This window comes from Muriicola sp. Z0-33 (assembly GCF_026126425.1).
In the GTDB taxonomy this organism is placed as follows: Bacteria; Bacteroidota; Bacteroidia; order Flavobacteriales; family Flavobacteriaceae; genus JAFMPW01.
Window position 1 is genome coordinate 531345 of the sequence record NZ_JAFMPW010000002.1, and the last position, 20961, is coordinate 552305.

The 20961-nt window shown below is 40.2% G+C and carries 16 protein-coding genes; 9 read left to right on the top strand and 7 right to left on the bottom strand.

Going from position 1 to position 20961, the window contains the following annotated elements:
- Nucleotides 1-85: 85 nt before the first annotated feature.
- A complete protein-coding gene (locus tag J1G40_RS05195) occupies nucleotides 86-469 on the top strand; it encodes a RidA family protein (RefSeq protein ID WP_265241534.1) in 384 nt (127 codons plus the stop codon).
- A 7-nt stretch (nucleotides 470-476) separates the two neighbouring features.
- Here the strand turns inward: J1G40_RS05195 and J1G40_RS05200 are convergent, their stop codons facing one another.
- The 4 genes from J1G40_RS05200 to J1G40_RS05215 form a co-directional block, all read right to left on the bottom strand.
- Complete coding sequence (locus J1G40_RS05200; RefSeq protein ID WP_265241535.1) at nucleotides 477-1328, bottom strand: N-acetylglucosamine kinase; 852 nt, start codon at nucleotides 1326-1328, stop codon at nucleotides 477-479.
- 85 nt (nucleotides 1329-1413) lie between these two features.
- On the bottom strand, nucleotides 1414-2415 hold the full coding sequence (gap, locus tag J1G40_RS05205) for a type I glyceraldehyde-3-phosphate dehydrogenase (protein WP_265241536.1): 1002 nt from the start codon (nucleotides 2413-2415) through the stop codon (nucleotides 1414-1416).
- A 23-nt stretch (nucleotides 2416-2438) separates the two neighbouring features.
- Nucleotides 2439-3425, bottom strand: a complete 987-nt coding sequence (gene pfkA / locus J1G40_RS05210) for a 6-phosphofructokinase (protein WP_265241537.1) — start codon at nucleotides 3423-3425, stop codon at nucleotides 2439-2441.
- A gap of 155 nt (nucleotides 3426-3580) precedes the next feature.
- Nucleotides 3581-8017, bottom strand: a complete 4437-nt coding sequence (locus J1G40_RS05215) for a translocation/assembly module TamB domain-containing protein (protein WP_265241642.1) — start codon at nucleotides 8015-8017, stop codon at nucleotides 3581-3583.
- Nucleotides 8018-8099: 82 nt separating this feature from the next.
- Between J1G40_RS05215 and tsaD the strand changes: the two genes are divergently transcribed.
- The 6 genes from tsaD to J1G40_RS05245 all read left to right on the top strand — a co-directional run bounded on the left by tsaD (nucleotide 8100) and on the right by J1G40_RS05245 (nucleotide 14494).
- Nucleotides 8100-9125 (top strand): tRNA (adenosine(37)-N6)-threonylcarbamoyltransferase complex transferase subunit TsaD, encoded by a 1026-nt coding sequence (gene tsaD, locus J1G40_RS05220; RefSeq protein WP_265241538.1) that lies wholly within the window; start codon nucleotides 8100-8102, stop codon nucleotides 9123-9125.
- A 105-nt stretch (nucleotides 9126-9230) separates the two neighbouring features.
- A complete protein-coding gene (locus tag J1G40_RS05225; RefSeq protein WP_265241539.1) occupies nucleotides 9231-9938 on the top strand; it encodes a 16S rRNA (uracil(1498)-N(3))-methyltransferase in 708 nt (235 codons plus the stop codon).
- Nucleotides 9939-10125: 187 nt separating this feature from the next.
- On the top strand, nucleotides 10126-10767 hold the full coding sequence (locus tag J1G40_RS05230) for a DUF4159 domain-containing protein (protein WP_265241540.1): 642 nt from the start codon (nucleotides 10126-10128) through the stop codon (nucleotides 10765-10767).
- A gap of 3 nt (nucleotides 10768-10770) precedes the next feature.
- Nucleotides 10771-11871: an AI-2E family transporter gene (locus tag J1G40_RS05235; RefSeq protein ID WP_265241541.1), complete on the top strand. Its 1101-nt coding sequence runs from the start codon at nucleotides 10771-10773 to the stop codon at nucleotides 11869-11871.
- A gap of 73 nt (nucleotides 11872-11944) precedes the next feature.
- Nucleotides 11945-13057 (top strand): THUMP-like domain-containing protein, encoded by a 1113-nt coding sequence (locus J1G40_RS05240; protein ID WP_321160192.1) that lies wholly within the window; start codon nucleotides 11945-11947, stop codon nucleotides 13055-13057.
- A gap of 60 nt (nucleotides 13058-13117) precedes the next feature.
- On the top strand, nucleotides 13118-14494 hold the full coding sequence (locus tag J1G40_RS05245) for a Gfo/Idh/MocA family oxidoreductase (protein ID WP_265241543.1): 1377 nt from the start codon (nucleotides 13118-13120) through the stop codon (nucleotides 14492-14494).
- A 5-nt stretch (nucleotides 14495-14499) separates the two neighbouring features.
- Here J1G40_RS05245 and J1G40_RS05250 read toward each other — a convergent pair whose 3' ends face one another.
- Nucleotides 14500-15420 (bottom strand): alpha/beta hydrolase, encoded by a 921-nt coding sequence (locus J1G40_RS05250; protein WP_265241544.1) that lies wholly within the window; start codon nucleotides 15418-15420, stop codon nucleotides 14500-14502.
- 14 nt (nucleotides 15421-15434) lie between these two features.
- Nucleotides 15435-16175, bottom strand: a complete 741-nt coding sequence (locus J1G40_RS05255; protein WP_265241545.1) for a M15 family metallopeptidase — start codon at nucleotides 16173-16175, stop codon at nucleotides 15435-15437.
- A 172-nt stretch (nucleotides 16176-16347) separates the two neighbouring features.
- Here J1G40_RS05255 and J1G40_RS05260 point away from each other — a divergent pair, with 172 nt between their 5' ends.
- Together J1G40_RS05260 and J1G40_RS05265 are read left to right on the top strand one after the other, a co-directional pair.
- Nucleotides 16348-17469, top strand: a complete 1122-nt coding sequence (locus J1G40_RS05260; RefSeq protein ID WP_265241546.1) for a glycoside hydrolase family 130 protein — start codon at nucleotides 16348-16350, stop codon at nucleotides 17467-17469.
- A gap of 71 nt (nucleotides 17470-17540) precedes the next feature.
- Nucleotides 17541-19328 carry an arylsulfatase gene (locus tag J1G40_RS05265; RefSeq protein ID WP_265241547.1) on the top strand — a complete coding sequence of 596 codons (1788 nt, stop codon included), beginning with the start codon at nucleotides 17541-17543 and terminating at the stop codon, nucleotides 19326-19328.
- Between the two features lie 7 nt (nucleotides 19329-19335).
- Here the strand turns inward: J1G40_RS05265 and J1G40_RS05270 are convergent, their stop codons facing one another.
- Nucleotides 19336-20958: a sulfatase gene (locus J1G40_RS05270; RefSeq protein WP_265241548.1), complete on the bottom strand. Its 1623-nt coding sequence runs from the start codon at nucleotides 20956-20958 to the stop codon at nucleotides 19336-19338.
- Between the last annotated feature and the right edge of the window lie 3 nt (nucleotides 20959-20961).

Genomic DNA, 20961 nt, shown 5'->3' on the forward strand with positions numbered 1-20961 from the left:
GTAATCAGTAATCAGTAATCAGTAATCAGTAATCAGTAATCAGTAATCAGTAATCAGTAATCAGTAATCAGTAATTTAGGAAAGGATGAAACAAATAATAAACACACCAAACGCCCCGGCACCAATAGGCCCCTACAACCAGGCTGTTCTAAGCGGGAACACCCTTTTCATATCCGGGCAGATCCCAATAGACCCGGTTAGCGGAGAACTTGTTGCCGGCGACATACAAAAGGAAACCCGTCAGTCTATGGAAAATTTAAAAGCCATACTTCAGGAAGCCGGTATGACCTTTGAGCATGTTGTAAAAACTTCAATCTTCGTTAAGGATATGCATCAGTTTAATCTCATAAATGAGGCATATGCTCTTTATTTTGATGCAGCTACTGCCCCGGCAAGGGAAACAGTAGAGGTAGCCAACCTACCAAAATTTGTCAACGTAGAGATTTCGATGATTGCGGTAAAAGACTGATTAACAGCTAAATAGTTTCCTTGTGGAATTCCACCAAACCTTCAATAGGTCTTTGCCTTATAACGCCAAGTACCAGGTCGTTTCGCTCAATTACTGTAGCTAATTCTTCCCGTAAGAAATAGGCAATACTCCCAACGAAATTTATGGGTACTTTGGTAGCCAGTTCAAACTGCATGACATGATTATTGATGAATTGCTGAAAACCTTTATCGATTACCCCTTTAGAATATGGGTGGTCCTTGTGCTCTACTAAAAAGCGGGCAAATGTGGCCAGGTAAGTATTAGGATTAGGCTTTTTATACAAGTTTTCTTTAATGACATCTGCATCAAGGTTGTATTCCTTTTCAAATTGCATTGCCAAATCCTGCGGCATTTTGTGATAGTAATAATCTCTGATAAGTTTTCTTCCGAAAAAATTACCACTACCATCATCCATAGGTATATATCCAAGAGATACTACCTTTTGAAATAATTGATGCCCGTCATAATAGCTGCAATTAGATCCTGTCCCCAGAATACAAACAATTCCCGGGTGCCCAATTTTGGTTGTGGAATATATTGCTGCGTAAGTATCCTCCTTTACTTCTATTTTGGCTTTGGGGAAGAAATTCTTGAAGATTCCTTTTAAAAACTTCTTCATTCTGTTAGTACCGCATCCGGCGCCATAAAAATGCAAATGGCTCACTTTTCTGCTATTCTTGGATAGCTCAAAATTATTCGCCAACCTGTCCACAATAACATCGGCTGTTAATACCTCCGGACTTAGTCCTAAGGTTTGTGTAAGAAAAAGTTGCTCTCCTTTTTCATCCATTGCTATCCAGTCTGCCTTGGTAGCCCCGCTATCTACAATCAATATCATATAATGGTTGCATTAAATAAAATATCCTTAAAATAAGCAACTCAATTGCTTACTCTAAGGATATTATTGGTTAATTATCATGATTTTAAAGACCTGCCACGTATTCCGCAAGATCTACTAATTTGTCAGAGTATCCCGCTTCGTTATCGTACCAGGATACTACTTTGAAGAATTGTGGATTTAATTCCATACCGGCACCGGCATCCACAATACTAGTCCTTGTATCTCCAACAAAATCCTGAGATACTACAGGCTCTTCCGTGTAACCTAATATGCCTTCTAAATCTCCTTCTGAGGCCGACTTAAATGCTTGTTTAATTTCATCATAAGAGGTTTCCTTCTCCAACTTCACAGTAAGATCCACAACTGAAACATCTGGCGTGGGTACCCTGAATGCCATTCCTGTCAGCTTCCCTTCCAATTCCGGGATCACCTTGGTAACTGCCTTAGCCGCACCTGTTGAAGCAGGAATAATATTCATCATGGCACTTCTACCACCTCTGTAATCTTTTCTTGAAGGCCCATCTACAGTTAGTTGTGTAGCTGTTGTGGCATGCACCGTTGTCATTAAGCCTTCTTTAATTCCAAAATTGTCATTAAGAACTTTTGCAATAGGCGCAAGACAGTTGGTGGTACAAGATGCATTGGAGACAATAGTATCGGAGGCTTTAACATCATCGTGGTTTACACCCATAACAAACATCGGGGCGTCTTTAGATGGGGCCGAAATGACTACTTTCTTGGCACCACCGTCTATGTGGTATTGCGCAGTTTCCAGAGTGGTAAAAATACCTGTACATTCTGCAACTATTTCTGCACCAACTTCATCCCATTTAAGATTTTTAGGATCTCTTTCAGCAGTAATTCTAACGGTTTTACCATTAACCACAAGGTTGCCGTCTTCTACGGCTACTGTACCATCAAATTTCCCATGTACAGAATCGTATTCAAGTAAGTAGGCAAGATGTTCCACATCTAGCAGATCATTTATCGCTACCACTTCTACATTATCTCTTTTTACAGTAGCCCTGAAAACTAATCTGCCTATTCTTCCAAATCCGTTGATTCCTATTTTTAAGTTTGACATATATTGTTATTTATTATTTAAAATTAAGTAGACATTATATCTGATACCCTAATGAGTTCTTTATCAATTTTGGTATGACCCATAATTGCTTCATCTATAGGATAGAGCGTAATTTTACTATCCATAATTCCAACCATCAGGTTGCTTTTACCCTCCAGTATAGCTTCAACAGCCTTTACGCCCATTCTGCTGGCCAGTACCCTGTCAAAAGCAGATGGTGCTCCACCTCTTTGCATATGCCCTAGCACAGATACCCGGACATCGTATATCGGCAGGTGTTCTTCAACATATTCTTTCAGCTCAAAAACATTCTTACCTATTTTATCGCCCTCTGCTACAACGACAATACTAGACGATTTACCCGACTTTTTACTGCGCTTTAAAGAATCTAGCAAACGCTCCAATCCGAGGTCGAGTTCGGGGATCAATACTTCCTCCGCGCCGGCACCTACACCTGCATTCAATGCAATATGGCCAACATCCCTCCCCATTACTTCTACAAAGAAAAGCCGGTTATGCGAACTGGCGGTATCTCTGATTTTATCGATTGCCTCTACCACTGTATTCAAAGCAGTATCAAACCCAAGGGTATATCTGGTACCGAAAATATCGTTATCTATGGTTCCGGGAATACCAATAATTGGAAAATTGTATTCCTCATTAAATTTCAAAGCCCCTCTGAAACTCCCATCACCACCTATGACAACAAAAGCATCAATGCCTGCTTTAATCAGCTGATCATAAGCCATTTTCCTTCCCTCCTTGGTCCTGAAATCGTCGCAACGGGCAGATTTAAGAATGGTTCCTCCTTTGTTAATTATATTGTTAACACTTCGGGCATCCATAGTCACAAAATCTCCTTCTATCATCCCCTGGTACCCTCTGTAAACGGCAAGGCAATCTACCTTCAGGAATGCACATGTACGCACTACCGACCTTACCGCAGCATTCATTCCCGGAGAATCTCCCCCGGAAGTAAAAACTGCTATCCTTTTTATCTTTGAACCCATTGAAAAAAATCGAATTGCAAAATTAGCAAACTTATTGCAATAATGTATGGAACAGCATTATTATTTGCGATCCGTTCAAGGCGAAAACGATATAGTTAATAATTTTAACGCATTTTCCAATAAATATCACGGAATTCTCAATGTAGTGAAAATAATTACTTCAATTTCCTTTCCTTGGGAAAGAACTGAATCAGACTATCCTTACCCATAACAGAATTTGGGGAAGTTACCGGAGCTTCTTCTTCTATTTCTTGTTGCTTCTGAGCGGTTCCGAATATCTTATTCATCAGTTCTCCAAAACTGTCGAAATCTACTTCGTAAGAAAGTCCCACCCCCTGAGTATACCCCTGACGATCTGCCAGGAATTGTTGAATTTCATTTTCTCTATTGAATATTTTAGCTCTTAAAGTGCCCTCTTCATTCAGCAAAACCTGCACCTCCACATCTCCTGCGACAACAGTTTCACTCACACCACCAACCGGCACCCCGAACTTCCCATTAAATAACACCCGGTCACTAATTCTGGTAGAAACGGTAACCCCGATCCTATTTTCTGTCTCTACGACATTATTTGGATCCTGGTATCCCTGCTCATAGGAAACCCCAAAGTCCACTTTGTCATTACTGCCTCCCAATACCTGGTTGAGTAAACTGGTCCCGGTCTGAATCAGATTCCCGGTAACAGCCTGTTGTGTAAGCCCGGTATCTTCATTAACAAAGGTGCCCTGCGCCAATAAAAATACCGCGTTCCTTTCCTCTACCTGTGGGTCCTGTAACTTGTATTCCAACTCAGATTTTACGATAGAACTGGTGCCTGGAAATTCTATGTTAAAGTCGATATTAGGACGCTCCAATTCTTCGGTCAAAGACACTACCACATCGGTCGGTATTCTTCTGATAATCCCGTCATTGTCCAGTAGCGGTGCTGGGTTGGCACTTGTAGAATATACTGCCTCTAACTGTAGCTGAGCAGCCAATGGATCTCCTCCCCAGTTAATAGTACCCCCTGGCCTAACGGTAAATGTCTTATCAATTACACCTCCATATTTATAGTTGTATTCTCCGGTCACCACAACAAAATCACCAAACATATTAAACTTACCATTGGTGTTGATCTCGATTAATAGAATTCCTTCACCTGTTCCTTTTAAAGAGCTTCCGGTTTTTTGATCTACCACAATCTCCACCTCAGCATCAGGGGTTATGTCCAGATCGAACTGCATCTCTATCCCTTCGTAGTTTCTGAGAGTCCTTTGGATATCTATTTGCTCAACTTCGTCTTTTTCAATAAAGTTGATAAAGGAGTAATCTCCGACAGATGCCACATCACTCAACGGAATCTTCAGGGAAGAACCTCTGGCAGTAGACCCATCAAAGGTAATGGTCAGTGCATTTGTCGGGCCAAAAATCCTGCCCGTTCCATTTACAAAACCGGTACCATAGTAGAGGATTTCTTCCTCAAAAGGGGTGTTCAGAATAAGAAATCTGTCATTATTGGTATCCAGATCAAGATCCAGGCTCCAATCGTCAAAAAACGAATGTTTAACGGTGCCGTTGAGCGTTGCCCTGGTATCCATGGCGATATCTGTGAGCCGTACTCGTTGAAAATCAAAGGTTTGGTTAGAGAGGCGTACAACAGAATTATTGGCAAAAGCATAATCCACATTCAAATACGGAATGGCCAGGCCAGCGTTGTTAAGTGTTAGCAGGCCGCTAATATCCGGGTTTCTGATATCTCCGATGATCTGTGCACTCCCATCCAATTGCCCCCTTATATTTGTTATTACCCCTTCTCCCAAAGGATTAAAAGGCTCCAGGTTGAAATCGTTAAAATCTGCCGCCAATCTTGCCTTTGGCTGATTGTTATTATTGGTAACTTTTCCTATCAGGCTGAATTTTTCTTTTTCATTTTCAACGATATCGGCATTTACAGTAAATTCTGTAAGATCCCGATTCCCAAATATTCCTATGGAAAGATGGCCCAGGTCTACTCCATTTATCCCAAAATCTGAAATATCAAGATTAGAAGAAGGAAGGTAAATATCGTCTTTTTGCAGTACGTTGAGGATACCATTAATTTCCCCACTTAACTTTAAACTGTCTATAGCCGGGGTAATTTTATCCAGAGATACAATTTTAAATTGCAGTTGCAGATCTTTATAGGTAGAATCCGCAAGTTGCCCTTTAAGTCTTATTTGCTCCCTGTTCTCGTTGTTCATAACAATCTCCTCGATCTGTATGCTGTCAAGCGTACTATTAATAATCACCTTATTCTGGCGGTTGCCATCTTTGTTTAGAATCCAGGTATTCCCTTTAAAGCTGACATCCGACTTTTTAAGCCCGATTACCGATTTGTTTTCATCATTAAAAGTGTGGTAGAAGTTGAGGTTATAACTGTCGTTATATTCACTACCCCCTTTAAATTCCGTTCTAAAGAAGAGGGTATCCTTTAGGGTTGTGTTGATTAAATTGAAGTCCTTTACGTCATAATATATCGTTGAGACATCGTCTACGGATACGAAGGTATTGAACAGCGGATTCTTATTGTCTATCTTAATATCAATGTTGTTTAGCACATTTCCAAAGGCAGCAATATTAGGAGATTTGAAATTGAGCTTAAAATCGCCCTCATCGGCAACAATATTCCCTTTGATAAAAGTATTGGGACCAAAATTTACTTCAGGAAAGAAGACATCTACAATTTTGTTATAAATCTTAAAATTAAATGCCAGCTCCTGGCCTTCTGATATTTCAAAGGGCTTGTAATTGGTATAGATACTCCCGATAGAATTTCTAATCAACCTTCCCAACTCACCTACCTTAAACTTTCCCTTCATATATCCCGTAATGATATCGGGAGAATTAATATCGATTGTCCTAAGAGAATCGGGTCCGAATGAAGAGGTGATCTCAAAATCATCAAAATAGTAATCCTGATTGGCGTTCTGGAAGTTGGTCTTGGTAAATTTCACATCCCCAACAATATTATCCAGAGAATTGCCGGTAATGTCCATGCTAACATCCCCCTTGAAAATAGAGACACTATCATCGATAAAATTTAATTTCTTAAGATCTGCATAATCAACTGAGGCAAAAAAATTGAAGGTGTTACGAGCGCTACCAAAATCTGCTAATCCGCTAAAATTAAATTTAAAATTTTCATCATTACTCACCAGGTTACCATCAAAGAGCTGATCTTTCAATACCCCGGAAACCTTTACATCATCATATTCGTAATTGTTAAAATTTATTTTATAGATATCTCCAATGACCTCGGTATTCAGGCTTTCCTGAACAAAACCTTTCCCTTCTACATTTACATCCAGAGTGGCTCTGCCCAGTTGTCTGTTATTCACGAACTCGCCCAGATCAAAATCTATTAAGGATACAAACCCTTCGTAATTTGCGTTGTCAATATTATTGATTTCAGTAAGGTTCAGATCAGCATAACTACTACCAATGGCGCTGTTTAAATTTATCCTGGCATCTATGGAGGTTTCCGTAATAAAAGCGTCTCCCCGTATGGTAAACTGCCCTAACTTTTGGGAAGATGAAGGTAGTGTACCAAGAATATTCGGAAGCAATGCCCTTAGCTGATAATAACTGGTGGTAATATTTTTAATATCAGCGTCCAGGCTAAAAGGTTCTCCTTTGCTGAATAAATTCTTGAAATTAAAATCCCCTCTGATTCCCGTATTGTCAGATTGCAGGAACAACTGCTCAACGGTAAGGTCGTTAAGTACCCCTTTCATGCTTGAAGAAAAAGTGGCTTCCTTTTCCTTCCCAAACTGGTCGTATAGCATATTTACCTCATCAAAAGCTACTGTTGACTCTGTAAATGAAGCTGTTAAATTTACCTTATTCAAGAAATTCTGAAAATCTTCCCGGTTATAATCAAATACCAAATTCCCCTTTAAATGAGATTGCGGAGTTTTTATATTTAGTGAATCAAAGCGCATTTGCTGCTTTGTATACTTAAATGAGGTAGCCAGTTTATCTAAGCGTATTCCCCTTTTACTATTTAGAGAGAGTGAATTGACCATAGCAATAACCTCCGGCCCTATAATCTCAAAATCACTGACATCAATTTCCAGATTTTTAAAATTAAGTGCCTCTATATTCTCCTTGTTTTCATCGATAAGCCTGAATCTGCTGTCTGTAATCTCTACATCAGCGGAACTGAAATAGAAGGGAGGAGTGCCTGGTTCCCGTGGTTTTCCATCATCCAATTTATCAATGAAGTAGCCCAAATTAGTATCGTTCTCATCAGCATAGGTCTTAAGCTTAAAATTAAGCCGCTCTATCTCTATATCCCCAAATTCAAGGCTCCCTTCAATAAGATGTCGCATACTGAGTATGGAAGTGGTTAATTCGTCAATATAGAACAGGGTGTCCCTGTGGTGATCTTCTATATAAATCCCCCTTAATGAAGTATCCCAGGAGATGAGCGAAACTCTTAGCCGATCTATATTAATATCGGTACCAAACTCTTCATTGATAGAAGTGGTGGCGTATTTGGCGAATCTCGTCTGAACAGCAGGTAATGACAAAATAATGGTCCCCAAAACACAGATGAGCAGTAGGATCAACAGCGTTCTAACCAGTATTTTTCTCAGTTTTTTGATAGGGCTTTATGTTTTACCTTTGTACAACCAATTTTTGTTCCAAAACAAGGTGAAAAATCAAAAAATTTATATTCTGGCCATAGAATCTTCTTGTGATGATACATCTGCCGCTGTAATGTGCAATAACAAAAAGCTCAGCAACGTGGTAGCTACGCAGAAAATTCATGAGGAATATGGAGGTGTTGTACCGGAACTGGCCTCCAGAGCCCATCAGCAAAATATTGTTCCTGTAGTGCACCAAGCCTTAGCCAAAGCAAATATCGACAAAAAACTAGTATCCGCCATAGCATTTACCCGCGGACCCGGACTTTTAGGTTCCTTATTGGTAGGTACATCATTTGCCAAATCGCTCTCACTGGGGTTAAATATTCCTCTTATCGAAGTAAATCATATGCAAGCGCATATTCTGGCTCATTTTATAGAAGATCAGGAAAGTAAAATTCCAGAATTCCCGTTCCTTGCCTGTACCATCAGTGGAGGGCATACTCAGATAGTATTGGTTAAAGACTATTTTGAGATGGAAATTTTGGGAGAAACTCTGGACGATGCCATTGGGGAGGCATTTGATAAAAGTGCAAAGCTGCTGGGACTTCCATATCCTGGAGGCCCCTTAATAGACAAACATGCCAAAAACGGGCAGCCGGATAAATTCCCCTTCCCTATCCCAAATGTTGCCGGGCTAAATTTTAGTTTCAGTGGTCTAAAAACAAGTATCAAATATTTTATTGAAAAGGAAACCGCAGACAACCCTAAATTCATAGAAGAAAATCTGGAGGATATATGTGCATCTATTCAATCTACTATCGTTAAGATCCTGATGCGAAAAATAAAAAAGGCCGTTAAGCAAACCGGGGTAAGGAGAATAGCAATTGGAGGCGGCGTTTCTGCCAATTCAGGAATCAGGGAAGCATTGCAAAGTGCCGAAACCAAAGAAGGATGGACCACCTATATCCCAAAATTTGAATATTGTACAGACAATGCCGCTATGATTGGGATAGTAGGCTACCTGAAATTTCTGAAAGGCAATTTTGCAGCCAGTGACACCACAGCTAAAGCAAGGTACGTAATCGCCTGATAATAGATAAAACCCTATTCAACTGAGGTTGGGATAAACCTTAATTGTAATTATAGCAGGTGAAAAGAAAAATAAATATAGAATTAATCAAATAATACAAAAACAATGCAACTCTTTTATAATCCTAAGCTAGACAGAAGTGTTAACCAGTTCGCATTTAGTGCTGAAGAAAGCAAACACATAGTAAAAGTTTTAAGAAAGGGAGAAGGAGACGAATTGCATATTACCAATGGGAAAGGGTATTTATTTACCGCGAAGATATTGACTGCTGACCCCAAACAATGCAAGGCAGAGATAGTGCTTACGAAGAAAAAACATCAAAAAATGCATTGGTTGCATATGGCAGTTGCCCCGACAAAAATGAACGATCGTTTTGAATGGTTTCTGGAAAAAGTTACAGAAATTGGGGTAAATGAGATCACCCCAATAATATGTGATCATTCGGAGAGAAAGATTGTAAAACGGGAAAGAATGGAACGCATAATCCAATCTGCAATGAAACAATCTCTCAGAGCATTTATGCCAAAACTAAATCCGGTAATTTCTTATAAAGAGTTTATTGAAAAGGAGCACAAGGGTTTAAAGTTTATTGCACATTGCCAGGATGATGAAAAAGTAGAATTAAAGCGTAGGGTGGCTGCAGATAAAGACATCACCATCTTAATTGGTCCTGAAGGTGATTTTTCTGATGACGAAATTCAAAAGGCCTACGAGAAGGGGTTCCTGCCGGTTTCATTAGGAGAGGCCAGGTTACGCACCGAAACGGCTGCAATTGTGGCTTGTAACACCGTAAACCTCATCAACACAATCTAATTGAAAATAAAAGCAATAAAAAAATTCCGCACTTTTTCGGATTCTCGATGAAAAAATGCGGAATAACTAACAACAAAAAAAATATAATTTTTTCACAACTTTATTTATCTGCTCTCAGAGATATCATAAAGATCATTTTCAATTCGATTATTATTACATTTGGAATTACATAATAGGTCGAATATTCATGAAGCTACTTACCACATTTATCTTATTAATTTTTACGCTTCCAGCAATAGCTCAGGAAATAGCCATACTTAAGTACAACGGTGGTGGTGATTGGTATTCCAATCCTACTGCCCTGCCCAATCTGATTTCCTTTTGCAACCAGAATATCAACACGGATATCAGTCCAAAACCGCAGACGGTTGAAGTGGGTAGCAGCATTATTTTTGACTACCCATTTTTGCATATGACAGGGCATGGAAATATCTTCTTTAGTCAGGAAGAAGCCGATAATCTTAGAACTTATTTAATGTCTGGCGGATTTTTACATGTAGATGACAATTACGGAATGGAGCCCTATTTTAGAAAAGAAATATTAAAGGTTTTTCCAGATAAAGAGCTTACAGAATTGGGAGCTGATCATCCCATTTTTGCGCAGGAATATAAATTCCCTGAAGGTTTACCCAAGATACACGAGCACGATGGCAAAAGACCCCAGGCCTTTGGTATAGTGCATGAAAACAGGTTGCTTTTGCTTTTTACATTTGAGAGCGATTTGGGTGATGGCTGGGAAGATTCCGAAGTACATAACGATCCTGAAGAGGTTCGCCAAAAAGCACTTCAGATGGGTGCTAATATTATTCAGTATGCATTTAAAAACTAGATGATGACTCCAAAAATTATATCACAAGGTATCTTAAGGGCCGTAGGTATTATAGTTGGTGTGGTTCTGCTGATCTATTTTCTATACGCCATCAGGTCTGTACTCGCTTATTTAGCAATTGCAGTAGTAGTTGCTCTAATTGGCAGGCCAATAGTACTTTTCCTCAGGAGAAAGCTAAAATTCCCCAACTTGTTGGGAGTAATAGTTACTATGCTGATTATGGTTGGGGTGCTGGTGGGGATAATAGCACTGTTTGTGCCTTTGATAACCGAGCAAGGCAAGAACCTTTCCTTACTTAATATTGATGAGTTGCAAAACAACCTGAACACCCTATACCAACAAATTACACTTTACTTTGGAGCGTCACCAGAAGCGGTCAATGAAATAATAAAAGATGCTGATTTCGAAAAAAATGTTTTTGAAGGACTAAACTTAGGTTTCATTCCAAATATCCTCAACTCATTTGTGGACATCCTAAGCTCTTTTAGTATTGGGCTTTTTTCTGTGCTGTTTATATCGTTCTTTTTCCTAAAAGATAGTAAGCTATTCCAAAGGGGACTACTAACTTTTATTCCGCAAAACAAGGAAACCAATATGGTTAAATCAATAGATAAAATAAACGGTTTACTATCCAGATATTTTGTTGGGCTGTTGCTGCAGATCTTTGTTCTCTTTGTTATTTATACCATTGTTTTATTAATTGTTGGTATTGAAAATGCAGTAGTAATTGCCTTCCTCTGTGCGCTCTTTAATATCATCCCTTATGTGGGTCCGATAATAGGGGGGGTCCTTATGATATTTTTGACGATGAGCAGCAATATTGGAATGGATTTCAGTACCGTAATTTTACCAAAAACCGGCTATGTTTTAATTGGTTTAGTCGTGGGGCAACTGGTAGATAATTTTGCTTCTCAACCTATCATTTTTTCGAATAGTGTAAAATCTCACCCGCTCGAAATATTCCTTATTATTATTATTGCAGGTCTGCTGTTTGGAGTTGTCGGAATGATCGTTGCAGTACCCGGATATACTGCTATAAAAGTGATTTTAAAGGAATTTCTGGCTGAAAACAGTATTGTTAAACGGTTGACATATAACTTATAGTTTAACTTTGAATAAAAAACTGTTAAATACTGGTGTACAAAGTTTTATAAATGAAAATATTAATACTGACATCATGTCAGTATTGCTAAAAAAGAGCCCTTTTGAAGGTATAGAACCCAAAGAACTTGCACAGCAGATCGCCTCCCGGAAAAAATGCCAGTTTAAACTTCCCCTCTGGTTCAATACCCCGGGGGTATACTACCCTAAAAAGACCAATATTGAACAATGTTCTTCAGAAATTACAGCTGCGTATAAAGCGGAAATTGTCAGTGGTAAATCGCTACTGGATCTCAGTGGCGGATTTGGAGTAGACAGTACTTTCTTTAGTAAAAATATTAAGGAGGTATGGCACACGGAAATTGACCGGGAATTATCAGAAATAGCGGCTTATAATTTTGATAAATTAGGGGTAAAGAATATCAAATCTTATCATGCCGATGGAATCACATTTCTTGAATCAAACGAGCAGGAATTTGATTGGATTTATATAGACCCATCAAGACGCGACACATCCCAAAATAAAGTTTTCAGACTTTCGGATTGCCATCCGGACGTGCCCGCGCATTTGCCACTGATCTTGTCAAAAACTAATAACATATTACTCAAGACCTCTCCCCTACTCGATATTTCCTCCGGACTATCTGCTTTGCAGCACGTAATGGAGATTCATATCGTTGCAGTAAATAACGAGGTAAAGGAATTACTATGGGTGCTTCAGAACGGATATTCAGGAGCAATTACCATCAAAACCATAAATTTCCAGAAAAATGACCGTCATATTTTCAATTTTGAATTGGGGCTGGAAAAAAGTGCCGCATTACATTTATCGGCCCCATTAGCATTTCTCTACGAGCCTAACGCAGCTATCATGAAATCTGGTGCCTTTAAACTGATTGGCAATCAATTTTCTCTCAAAAAACTACATGAGCATACGCATCTATACACTTCTGACCATCTAATAAACTTTCCCGGCAGACGATTCAATATACTTAAGGCATTCCGGTATAACAGAAAGGAGATTACATCCCTGAAACTTGATAAAGCAAATGTAAGTGTGCGTAATTTCCCGGTGATTGTTGCCGAAATTCGAAAAAAATTCAAGATAAAAGACGGCGGAAATACTTATCTTTTCTTTATTACCGATCTTGATAATAACCTTAAGGTACTGCTGTGTAACAAGTGTTGATGAAAAGAATTAATCGTTATATTAGAAGGGTATTTAAACCAACTAAACATCTTTATAATTATGGGATCCAAAAATATTAACATCAATAGAAGACACTTTTTAAAGGGCGCCACTGCTGCAGCCGTGCTTTCTTCATTTGGAATGTATGGTTTTGAAATAATGAACCGTGAAAAACCCTGGAGAGTTGGACTTATAGGCACTGGCTGGTATGGTACAAGTGATCTGTTCAAATTAATTCAGGTAGCCAATGTGGAAGTGATTTCCCTCTGCGATGTAGACAGTCGTTTTCTAAACGAGGCTGCCACCCTGGTTTCCCAAAGACAAAAATCTGGTAAAAAGCCGAAATTATATTCGGACTATAGAAAAATGCTGGCCGAAAGCGGGCTGGAAATAGTTTTAATAGGAACTCCAGATCACTGGCATGCCTTACAGTGCATTGAAGCACTGAAGTCTGGGGCTCATGTCTATGTGCAAAAACCTATAAGTGTTGATGTTATGGAAGGTGAAGCTATGGTAGCCGCTGCAAGACATTACAATAAGACGGTACAGGTAGGCACACAAAGAAAAAGCACACCACACCTTATTCATGCTAAAAAGAACATTGTGGATGCCGGTTTATTAGGCAAAGTTTCTCATGTAGAAATGTGTTGCTACTTCCATATGCGAGCCAATGGAAATCCTGACTTGCAAGAGGTTCCGGACTTCCTGGATTATGAGATGTGGACAGGACCCGCGCCTTTAAGGCCTTATGACGGTCTGCCCCATAGAAGATGGTGGCGTACTTTTATGGAATATGGCAATGGAATAATGGGAGACATGTGCGTGCATATGTTCGACACGGTAAGATGGATGCTACAATTGGGCTGGCCCAAAAGAATAACTTCTCAGGGAGGTATTTATGTTCAAAAAGATGGTAAATCTAATATAGCTGATACTCAGAGTGCTGTGTTTGAGTATGACGGACTAAATTGTGTATGGCAACATCGCAGTTGGGGCACTCCGGCAGATCCGGAATATCCCTGGTCCTTTAAACTATTCGGTGAAAAAGGCACCCTTTCGGGAAGTACCATGCAATACGATTTTGTTCCGCATGGCGATGGAGCACCTATTCATATGGATGTTGTTTATGAGAAAGAAAAATACCCGGAAGACCTGATAGAAAAGGACAATGAATTAAATGCTGCTCCTGCAACAAGACTTCATATGCTAGACTTTCTTGCCGCAATAGACAAAGGCAGCAGACCCGTAGCAGATATTGAGGAGGGGCATATTTCCTCTTCTAGCTGTATTCTCGCTAATTTATCAATGGATGCCGGGAGGCCACTGGTCTATGATCCGGCAAAAAGAATAGTATTGAATGACCCCGAAGTCACAGCAAAATTGCAACGGGCGTACAGGGCACCATGGGAGCATCCACACCCGGACCAATTTAAATAAGGGCGTTACTCAAGATTTTCCAACCATTCTATTAGTCGGTCTGTCCATCCCCTTAAGTAAGTGTCTTTAGGGGCAAGGGAAAAGCCATGGCCACCTTTGGGATATATATGGAGCGCTGCCGGTACTTTCTTCTTTCTCAAAGCCTGGAAAAAAAGGATCTTATTCTGCGGTACCACAGCTGTATCATCAGCTGCGTGAATCAATAAAGTAGGAGGGGTATTTTCTGTAACCTGTAATTCATTTGAATAATGGTTTACGAGTTCTGCCACCGGAGCTTCACCAATAAGGGCTTTTCTTGAACCAGAATGTGTTGCCGCCTCACTAAAAGATATTACCGGATATACCAAAACCATAAAATCTGGTCTGGCGCTCAGCTCGTCTGCCATATCCTGTCTGGCATAAACTTCTTCCTGAAAATGGGTGCCCAGGGTGGAAGCCAAATGACCCCCCGCTGAAAATCCCATAATACCGATATTTCTTTCTGTTATATTCCAGGCAGCAGCATTGGCTCTGACCAATCTTATTGCCCGTTGAGCGTCTATTAATGGCACCTTGTGTTTTTCTTTAATTGCATCTGAGGTAGGTAAGCGATATTTAACTACAATCCCTGCGATTCCCTTAGAATTCAGAAACTTGGCAATATCGGTGCCTTCCCAGTCATAGGCCAGGATATGGTAACCCCCACCGGGAAATATCAGTACCGCATCACCAGTGGCATTAGCTTTTGAGGGCAGGTAAACTTCCAAAGTGGGTTCCTGAACTTTACTGATTCTTACAATATCTCCTTTTTCAACCACCTCCTGTTCCGAAGAAGGTATTCTATTGGGAATATTGTCAGCAGGCCACAAGGAGATAATAGTGTCCTGTGCCATAAGCTGAAAACTTAACATAAACATTCCCAGGTACAGGCTTCTTTTTATTTTCATAATTGCAATATTGACTATTTGCAGTCCCATTTAAAATCTGCCACTTGATCATTAGTTGCAGCAGATAAATTGTAATGCCACCATTCTGTTCTTATCGACCAGAAACCGTATTTTTCCATGGTTTCTTTTAGTATTTTCCGGTTAGCCAGTATCTCCTTAGGCAAATCTGTATTGTCATGATACGCCCGTTTCCCGAAAAAATCAAAGTCGGTTCCCATGTCCAATTCATCTCCTTCCAATGTCACAAGGGTAATATCAACCGCACCCCCCTTGTTATGAATAGAACCTTTAACCGGATTGGCTACATACTGGGGGTTGGGCACTATTTTCCACATCTTGTACTGCACTGAATTGGGCCTGTAACAATCGAAAAATTTAATTTTATATCCCTGTTCCATCATATCCTTATTGGCGGCAAGCAAGGCCTTTGCTGTTTTTACCCTAGTGTAACATTCCGGGCATTCATACACTTTTGATTTCAGAAAATTATTCTCTGTAGCATATCGGAGATCATACACAAAATCTTCACTGAAATCTGCTAGTCTGACAAAAGTGGTATCGGCTAAACCATCAAAACTCCGCAATGTTTTGGTAGCTGTTTCTCTAATTTCAGTTACGCTATCCAAAGCAATATTCTGATCTTCAATGTGGGTGTCTAATTGCGTGGGCTTGTGCTGTTGTTTGCAGCTCATAGCAACCAGAAGAATACATAAGATGATCTTAAAAGGTACTTTGGAAATCTTATCCGAAATCATTTTAAAGTTGCATTAAGAGACCCAAAAGATACAGCAATTTTTGTTGCTTTGAAATCGGATTTAATATGACTTTGAGGAAGCTTGTTTTTACTTTAATGGCAATTGTTCCTTATTTTGATGATCTTTATGAACTACCTTTATTAATTCAACACTAATCGCAAACATATACCACATGAATTCTAAAATCCTATTGCTGCTGCTTCTTATCTCTTTTACCTATTCATGTAAAGAAGCAGCCCAGAAGTCCGAGGAGAAAACAAATGAAGAAACCAGCTGGATGCTGGGGTTTGAAAAGACCGCTAAAAATCCGATAATGACCGCGGATTCCAGTTTTGTTTTTATGGATCCAATAAGCAAACAACCTCAGCAGTGGCAGAAAGCAGATGTTTTTAACCCGGGGGCAATTGTACGAAATGATTCCGTATTTATGCTGTTCAGGGCCGAGGATAACCCTGAAGCCATTTTGGGTGGCAGAACCTCTAGAATTGGTCTTGCCTACAGTACAGATGGAATTAATTTTACTAAGTATCCGGAGCCGGTATTGTTTCCGGAATTGGACGAATTTCAGCAATGGGACCACCCCGGAGGAGTGGAAGACCCGAGAGTAGTGGAAACAACAGAAGGCGAATATCTGATGATGTACACCAGCTGGAATAAGAAAACAGCCCGCCTTTCTGTTGCCAGTTCAGCAGATCTGAAAAAATGGAAAAAACACGGTCCCGTTTTTAAAAATAGTGTTGGAGGAAAATTCCTGAATATCTGGAGTAAATCTGGCTCGGTGATCACAGAACTTGTTGATGGCAGATTGATTGCCAAAAAGATCGATGGAAAATACTGGATGTACTGGGGAGAACTTTTTGTTAATCTGGCAAGTTCTACTGACGGAATAAATTGGGATCCTTTACTAAATGATGACGGAGAACTTCTACATGTTTTTGATCCGACACTAAACGATTTTGACAGCCACCTGGTAGAACCCGGGCCACCAGCACTCTACACAGAAAATGGAATTTTATTATTTTACAATGGTAAAAACCTTAGCGGGGAAGGCGCCAGTGATAAATTCCCGGAAGGCACCTATTGTGGGGGGCAGGCTCTTTTTGATAAGAGCAACCCTTCCAGGCTATTGGCGCGACTCGAGACCCCTTTTATCTGCCCCAGCCTGCCGCATGAAATTAGTGGTCAGTACAAGGCAGGCACCACTTTTATAGAAGGGCTTGTATACTATAAATCCAAATGGTTCCTCTACTATGGGACGGCAGATTCTATGGTGGGACTAGCTGTAAAACAATGAACAATTAGCAATTAGCAATTAGCTTGAATTATAAAAATTTTTGAGGTGATCTTATTTATACATCTATTATTTTGAAGATTCTATTTAGAACATTTTGGATTTCCATTTTGCTACTTGGGGATGTTGGTTGTAAAAACAGTACCGAACATGAAAATACTACCATTCCAGTACGGCCAAACATCGTCCTTATTCTTGCAGATGACCAGGGCTGGGGAGATCTCAGTTATAATGGCAATACCAATCTGAGCACTCCCAATATAGATGACATAGCTAAAAATGGTGTTTCCTTTACTAATTTTTATGTGCAACCAGTATGTTCTCCTACCAGGGCCGAACTGCTAACCGGCCGTCATTTTAGTAGAATGGGGGTTTACTCTACCTCCGCAGGAGGTGAAAGATTTAATCTTGGTGAAACCACCATTGCCGATATCTTTAAAGAGGCGGGATACCGTACAGCGGCATATGGCAAATGGCATAGTGGAATGCAAGCTCCATATCATCCAAACGCCAGGGGATTTGATGATTTTTACGGTTTTGCATCTGGCCACTGGGGCAATTATTTCGACCCTATGTTGGAACACAATGGAGAAATTGTGCAGGGAAAAGGGTTTATCGTAGACGACCTTACGGATAAGGGACTACAATTTATATCTGATAATCAAAACCAGCCATTTTTCCTGTATCTGCCTTATAATACACCTCATAGCCCTATGCAAGTTCCGGAAAAGTATTGGACAAAGTTCCAGGATCGGGAACTTACAATGAAACACAGAGACAGTACCCTGGAACTTCCTGATTTTACCAAAGCCGCCCTGGCTATGGTAGAAAACATAGATTACAATGTTGGCCGCATCACCGATCATCTCAAAAATTTACAACTCGAGGAGAATACCATAATTATCTTCCTTTCAGACAATGGTCCAAACAGTTGGCGATGGAATAGCGGTATGCGGGGCAGGAAAGGCGTGGTAGACGAAGGAGGAGTAAGAACACCATTTTTCATTAAATGGAAAAACAAATTACCGGCAGCAAGGCAAATTCAGGAGATTGCCAGTGGTATTGATCTGTTACCCACTTTAGTGTCTTTAACAGGTATATCCCCAACCCTCAATAAACCTATAGACGGTGTAAGTTTAAAACCGCTGCTTTTAGATGAAAATGTGGAATGGACAGACCGCTTTGTGTTTAATCATTGGAATGGTAAAACAAGTGTCAGGAGTCAGAAATACCGATTGGATAATGATAACCGCTTGTACGACATTTCGGCTGACAGAGCCCAATTGAACGACCTTTCTGAAAAGTTGCCGCATATCAGGGATACCCTTGTTACTGCCAAACAGCGTTGGTTATCTGAAGTGGATGCATATTCTGCCAAAGATAAAAAGAGAAGCTTTCCTCTTGGACATCCTGATTTTAAGTGGACACAGCTACCGGCCCGGGACGGGAAAGCACATGGAAACATTCAACGAAGTAATAAATATCCGAACGATTCTTATTTTACAAATTGGACCAGTGTTGATGATTTCATTAGTTGGGATATCGATGTTTTGGCAGCAGGTGAATTTGAAGTCGATTTGTATTACACCTGTGCATCAGAAAATAAGGGGGTCAGGATGCAACTGAGCTTTAAAAACAGTAAGATTTCAAAAGAAATAACACAAGCCCATGATCCGCCGGAAACTGGTAGGGAGAACGACAGGGTTCCGCGAATAGAATCTTATGTAAAAGACTTTAAATCGGTCAGTATGGGCACTATCCAACTTCAGGAAGGTCCGGGTGCATTACGGCTTACTGCCCAGGAACTTACAGGAGAAAAAGCTATAGAGGTAAGGTTGTTGCAATTTAAACGGATCAACTAGAGACGGATCAGTCTACGGTATACTCCAACAGTTCGCTATCCTTAAATCCTATTCGGACTGCTTTTGCTGAAAATGATTTTTGATTGGAAATTGGAGCATCAAATATTAGCCAGGTACTATCCTGAGGCTGTTTCCAGACAATGGTGGCGTCAGATTGCTTGCAGAAAAGATTAATTTTCCCCTCCTTATCCTCTAATTCAAGGGAAGGCAAACGTTGTGGTTTCCCTTCCGGCAACCAATTGGAGAGCAATTCATTTTCCGGGTGCCTGCCCAGATCATTGGTGTTAGTAATCCATTCATTTAAAACATTTCTCAATAGAAGAAGCGTATCCTGCAGTTCTTCTTTTCCCACGAGATTTACAAATTCAAAAGGATCTGCTTCAAGATCATATAATTCCTCTTCGGGCTTAGGAGTTCTGAACCAAAGCGACTGTATGGAATCCAGTTCTTCATTTTCCCAAAGTTGGTTTAATTGCTGCATCATTGGCATTTGCTCCCGATAAGCCACTGGTAGTGCATTGCTGATATCCGGATTAAAATTTTTAATGTATTTGTAGCGCTGATATCTCACTGCCCTTATCCTGTCTACCATGCCATCAAAACGATCGGAACTGAAGAATAAATAATCAGAGTTTCCTGCATTGGCGTAATCACCAAAATGTGCCCTCCCCTGCATAACTTTTGGGGGTTCAATCCCAGCCATGGACAGGACGGTAGGGGCAAAATCTACAAAGCTTATAAATCTGTTATCACTATTGTATTCCTTTTGGTTCTCCTTAAATTTAATAAGCAGGGGCACTTTTACCCCGGTCTCGTATAATGCCCGTTTATGTCTTGGAAATGGCCCGCCATGATCCCCGTAAAAGAAGATGATACTGTTGTCATAAAGTTCATCCTCCCTAAGTTGTTTAATAATCTCACCAATTTGATTATCTAACCGAATAAGGTTGCTGTAGTTCACGGCAATATCGTGCCTGACCTCCTTGGTATCGGGAAAGTATGCCGGTACATTGACAGCATCCGGGGAAACCAAAAGTTCATCCTCTCCTCTTTGCCATATCTGTGATTCATGACAAACACTAAAATTGAAAACTGAAAAGAAAGGGGTGTTTTTTGGCCGGTTTCTCCAGTGCGCATCTTTACTGCTATCGTCCCAGGCTACCTCGGTTTTCTTAAAATTATAGTCTTCCTTAGGATTATTTGTACAGTAGTAACCGCTACGCCTTAAGTATTCGGTAAACATTTTCACGCCTTGAGGCACCACAGGTGAATAGCTGGGAATTCCCAACTCTGGCTGGTTGTCTGTTCTGTATGCATTGTAGGTGCGCATATTGTGCGTACCTAAGGTGGTAGGATACATCCCGGTAATTAATGCACTCCTTGCCGGTGCGCATACAGGAACGGGAGAATAGGCATTATTAAAAATCACCCCTTCATTTGCCAGGGCTTCCAGATTTGGCAGGGAAATGGTGCTGTCGCCATACATTGGGAAAAAATCCGGAGACTGATCTTCCGCCACCAGCCATATGATATTGGGTAGGTTTTGCTCTGGTAGTTCTGTATCTTCCTCACATCCCAGCTGAAAAGAGGTAATTAATAGAATAAAAACTGCACTCAGTACCCCCTTCATTGG

What these genes read in the sequence shown, in the direction of transcription:
- J1G40_RS05225 (WP_265241539.1), top strand. Translation starts at nt 9,231, where the DNA reads ATGCAACTCTTTTATAATCCTAAGCTAGACAGAAGTGTTAACCAGTTC.
- J1G40_RS05195 (WP_265241534.1), top strand. Translation starts at nt 86, where the DNA reads ATGAAACAAATAATAAACACACCAAACGCCCCGGCACCAATAGGCCCC.
- J1G40_RS05240 (WP_321160192.1), top strand. Translation starts at nt 11,945, where the DNA reads ATGTCAGTATTGCTAAAAAAGAGCCCTTTTGAAGGTATAGAACCCAAA.
- J1G40_RS05250 (WP_265241544.1), bottom strand. Translation starts at nt 15,420, where the DNA reads ATGAAAATAAAAAGAAGCCTGTACCTGGGAATGTTTATGTTAAGTTTT.
- J1G40_RS05245 (WP_265241543.1), top strand. Translation starts at nt 13,118, where the DNA reads ATGGGATCCAAAAATATTAACATCAATAGAAGACACTTTTTAAAGGGC.
- J1G40_RS05200 (WP_265241535.1), bottom strand. Translation starts at nt 1,328, where the DNA reads ATGATATTGATTGTAGATAGCGGGGCTACCAAGGCAGACTGGATAGCA.
- J1G40_RS05235 (WP_265241541.1), top strand. Translation starts at nt 10,771, where the DNA reads ATGACTCCAAAAATTATATCACAAGGTATCTTAAGGGCCGTAGGTATT.
- J1G40_RS05255 (WP_265241545.1), bottom strand. Translation starts at nt 16,175, where the DNA reads ATGATTTCGGATAAGATTTCCAAAGTACCTTTTAAGATCATCTTATGT.
- pfkA (WP_265241537.1), bottom strand. Translation starts at nt 3,425, where the DNA reads ATGGGTTCAAAGATAAAAAGGATAGCAGTTTTTACTTCCGGGGGAGAT.
- J1G40_RS05260 (WP_265241546.1), top strand. Translation starts at nt 16,348, where the DNA reads ATGAATTCTAAAATCCTATTGCTGCTGCTTCTTATCTCTTTTACCTAT.
- J1G40_RS05270 (WP_265241548.1), bottom strand. Translation starts at nt 20,958, where the DNA reads ATGAAGGGGGTACTGAGTGCAGTTTTTATTCTATTAATTACCTCTTTT.
- J1G40_RS05230 (WP_265241540.1), top strand. Translation starts at nt 10,126, where the DNA reads ATGAAGCTACTTACCACATTTATCTTATTAATTTTTACGCTTCCAGCA.
- gap (WP_265241536.1), bottom strand. Translation starts at nt 2,415, where the DNA reads ATGTCAAACTTAAAAATAGGAATCAACGGATTTGGAAGAATAGGCAGA.